The sequence below is a fragment of the Mangrovibacterium sp. genome, from assembly GCF_059905295.1.
In genome coordinates, this window is the sequence record NZ_JBZQJF010000097.1 from 1 (window position 1) to 3256 (window position 3256).

General features: G+C 47.3%; 3 protein-coding genes. All 3 read right to left on the minus strand.

The window, feature by feature from the left end; all coding sequences use genetic code 11:
• Positions 1-594: 594 nt before the first annotated feature.
• Positions 595-1656, minus strand: a complete 1062-nt coding sequence (gene rsgA / locus AC37HE_RS05270; RefSeq protein WP_500781741.1) for a ribosome small subunit-dependent GTPase A — start codon at positions 1654-1656, stop codon at positions 595-597.
• A 254-nt stretch (positions 1657-1910) separates the two neighbouring features.
• Positions 1911-2498: a hypothetical protein gene (locus tag AC37HE_RS05275; protein ID WP_500781742.1), complete on the minus strand. Its 588-nt coding sequence runs from the start codon at positions 2496-2498 to the stop codon at positions 1911-1913.
• A gap of 104 nt (positions 2499-2602) precedes the next feature.
• Positions 2603-3256: DUF6261 family protein (locus tag AC37HE_RS05280; protein ID WP_500781743.1), on the minus strand; the 654-nt coding region annotated here is incomplete at its 5' end.

Genomic DNA, 3256 nt, shown 5'->3' on the forward strand with positions numbered 1-3256 from the left:
AGAAGGAGATCACCCGGCTGAACTTAGCTTTCAGGAGCTGATACCTGAAGATAAAAATCAGCCTTGCGTTTTCTGTTTCGTCTTTGGGGCAAGCCAAAGATGAAAACCCGCCTGGTAAGGCTAGCGGAAATTTATTGGAGCGGAATCGATCCTCTTCAACGCATCTTGAAAAAGACTTTCACAGAAAACACTCATGATTCCGGCGAATCACCAACAGGGATGAAAGTGGATTCTTATGAATCAGATTGACCCTCCCATTCCGACAAAGTCGGAATTTCCCTCCCTCGCGAGGGAGGGCCAGGGTGGGTACATTATACATTAGATACAAAGTAAAAACAGAAGAAGACTTTCAGAAAAAAAGAGACTATTCCCAACCCTATGTCCTCAGGCCGGACTGGCCGATACTTTTCCAGTCGATGAAAAGTATCCCAAAATCTTGTCAAAACGAACCCTCGGCCGGGCGTTTTGACGGCCAACACTCCGCTTCGAGCAAGCTTTTACCTTCAATCAAGTCTTCATCCCAATCAGTCCTACTTTACAACCCCTAAGCCGAAAATCTATTGACCGGGTGACACTCAGTCACCCGGTCAGTACTTACGGCTTATAGTTTCCTTTCTTGTAGTTCTTGATCATTTTCCCGAAGTCTTTATCTTTTTTGCGTTTCTCGGCAACAGTCGTTTCGAAGTGTTCTTTTTCCCGTTCCATCTTCAGATAGTTTTCATAGGAAGATTGATCCAATGTTCCCGTCTCAAGGGCAGCCAAAACAGCACAACCGGCTTCACTGGTATGGGTGCAGTTCTTAAACCGGCATGCTTGAGCCAGTTCAGCAATCTGCCCGAAAGTCATCTCCATCCCTGTCGCAGAATCGGTAATTCCCACCTCGCGCATTCCCGGATTATCGATCAAAATTCCACCGTTTTGCAGCACCTGTAGCTCCCGGTGCGTCGTAACATGCCGTCCCCGGTTTGTATGCTCACTAACGGTATTCGTTTTCATCAGCGGCTCGCCTAAAAGGGTATTTAAAAGGGTGGACTTCCCGACTCCCGATGAACCTAAAAGGCAATAGGTTTTCCCCTTTTGGATCACCTCCTGAAGCTTTTGAATCCCTTGTTTCGATTCGTTGCTAATGGCAAATACGGGTACCTCTTTTATTCTCGACTGAATACCTTCAACCAGCTTCGACAACATTTCATCATCGACCAAATCAATTTTATTGAGGATGATAATTGGCTCAACATGCGATGCATGGCAAATCGTCAGGTAGCGTTCGATCCGGTTGATGCTAAAATCGCGATCGACAGCCTGCACAATAAAGGCAGTATCGATATTGCTTGCGATGATTTGCTTTTCCCCTTTTTTACCCACAGCTTGTCGCTCAATGACCGACTTCCGCGGGAAAACGGCATGAATAAGTGCTTTGTCATCGTCGTAGGCCGAAATAGCAACCCAGTCGCCAACAGCAGGAAAGTCAGCACGGCTTTGTGCTGTATACCGTAAGTTTCCCAGGATCTCAGCCTCATATTCCTTTTCGCTTGTTTTAACGATGTACCGCTCTTTGTGTTCAGCAATCACCCGTCCCACCTCCAAGGCATCCAGACCGGCGTCGATCCTGTACGTCTCCAAATCTGCGTTATAGCCTAAATCAGTTAGTGTCATTTTGGTTTTCGTTGCGTTTGATAAGATTCCCTTGTCCAACAAATTACGAAACTTTTGCCAGAACGTTTGAAATAAGCTTAGGGATGTTGAGTGGCACAATAGTCTACTAAGGTTAACTAAAGCTATAAGGTTGCCGGAGGAGTATTGAGTCCTGTCAACTTGGAACTTGGAACTCGGAAGAAACTTTCAAAAAAACACCCGACCGCACAAGGAGGATTTGCACGGTCGGGTGTTCACTTTTACCAGGAATTAACTCACTCACCCAAGGGACCTTTCATGGTGGGTCTTTCACATTCACCGCTAATCACCATCGTAACCAACATAAACATGTGCTGACAAATCACATTATCCGGTTCAATACGAAGGGCCTGTTCAATAACATCCAAGGCTTCAATATCCCGTGAAACACAAAGTAAATTCAACGCATAGTTGGCATGCAAATCAGGCTCATAAGGACTTCTCCTCATGGCTTCTTCTGCATAATAGAGGGCTTTATCAGCATCCTTCAACCAAGTGGCTGTAATCGAGATTTCCATCGGGATCATGGGCATTAAATGTTCCAGCTGGCAGGCGATTTCCAACAAAGCTAAAGCCTCAGCGTCCTCCCCCAAACGTCGGAGTAAGTTTGCAACAGCAACCAGACTCGGCCAATGGTCGGGAACCATCGTTAAACAAACCGACTTTACTTCAGCGATCAGCCCCTTAAGTTCCGGGTCGTTGGGGTAACGCAGGAATCGCCCCGCTTGCTGGTCTTTGTCGTTTAAAGCCAACAGTCGATCCCCAACTTTATCAAATACTTCGTTAAAACGATTTTTCTGTTCTTCGTTCAAATGTGCGTTCATAGCCTGTTTATGTTTGCGTTATTAATTCGGGTTGAAGAAGAAGCCGGTCGTTTTCGCGCCGGCCGGCTTCCTTGTTCTCTCTGTCGCTCAATCGGCGATATTTCTTATTCAGCGGTAGATGTATCTCCTGAATCGGCACGGGTTCCCCGGGCTTTGATCTCGCCGGCAATGGTTTTTACCAGGTTTTCCAGTTGGTCGTGAATTTCCAGGCAGGCATCGTTGGTTTTCTTCCGGCAATGGTAGTTCAGATCATCCACCAGGTTGTTAATGGTGTCACGCAGCCATTCCTTTTCAGCGATCGGGTCTACATCCTGCTTGTCAGTCTCATATTTATTGAAATCGTTTAACAACTGCTCAAAATCGACCTCGGTGGTTTTCACCAGGTCGAACAGATTGCTGCAGGAACCCGTTGCCAGATCGGCCTGCAAGCTGGTGCTGGCTTCCACCTCGACCAAAAAGCTGCGCACGTTTTTGGTTTGTTCCGAGTAGCTATCCATCTGCATCGACCAGCCAAAGGTTTGCAGAATGGTAATCAGGCGGGAGGCTGCCGCACGAATGGTTTCATCAGGTTGATGGGTACAGTACAACAGGTAAAACTTGAGGGCATCCAGTGCAGCATCACGCTTCACATCAGCAGTGGCAACCGCCAGGGTAAAGGGATTTTTATTGTTTCGGTCCAACGCCAGGCTCACCTGATCCTTGCGAGCCAGCATTTCGTCGTAGCTGGCAGCAATGCCGATTGCCTGCAGCACCTCCAC

Excerpts from the sequence above, each read along its gene's own strand:
- rsgA (WP_500781741.1), bottom strand. The coding sequence starts at position 1,656 with ATGACACTAACTGATTTAGGCTATAACGCAGATTTGGAGACGTACAGG.
- AC37HE_RS05275 (WP_500781742.1), bottom strand. The coding sequence starts at position 2,498 with ATGAACGCACATTTGAACGAAGAACAGAAAAATCGTTTTAACGAAGTA.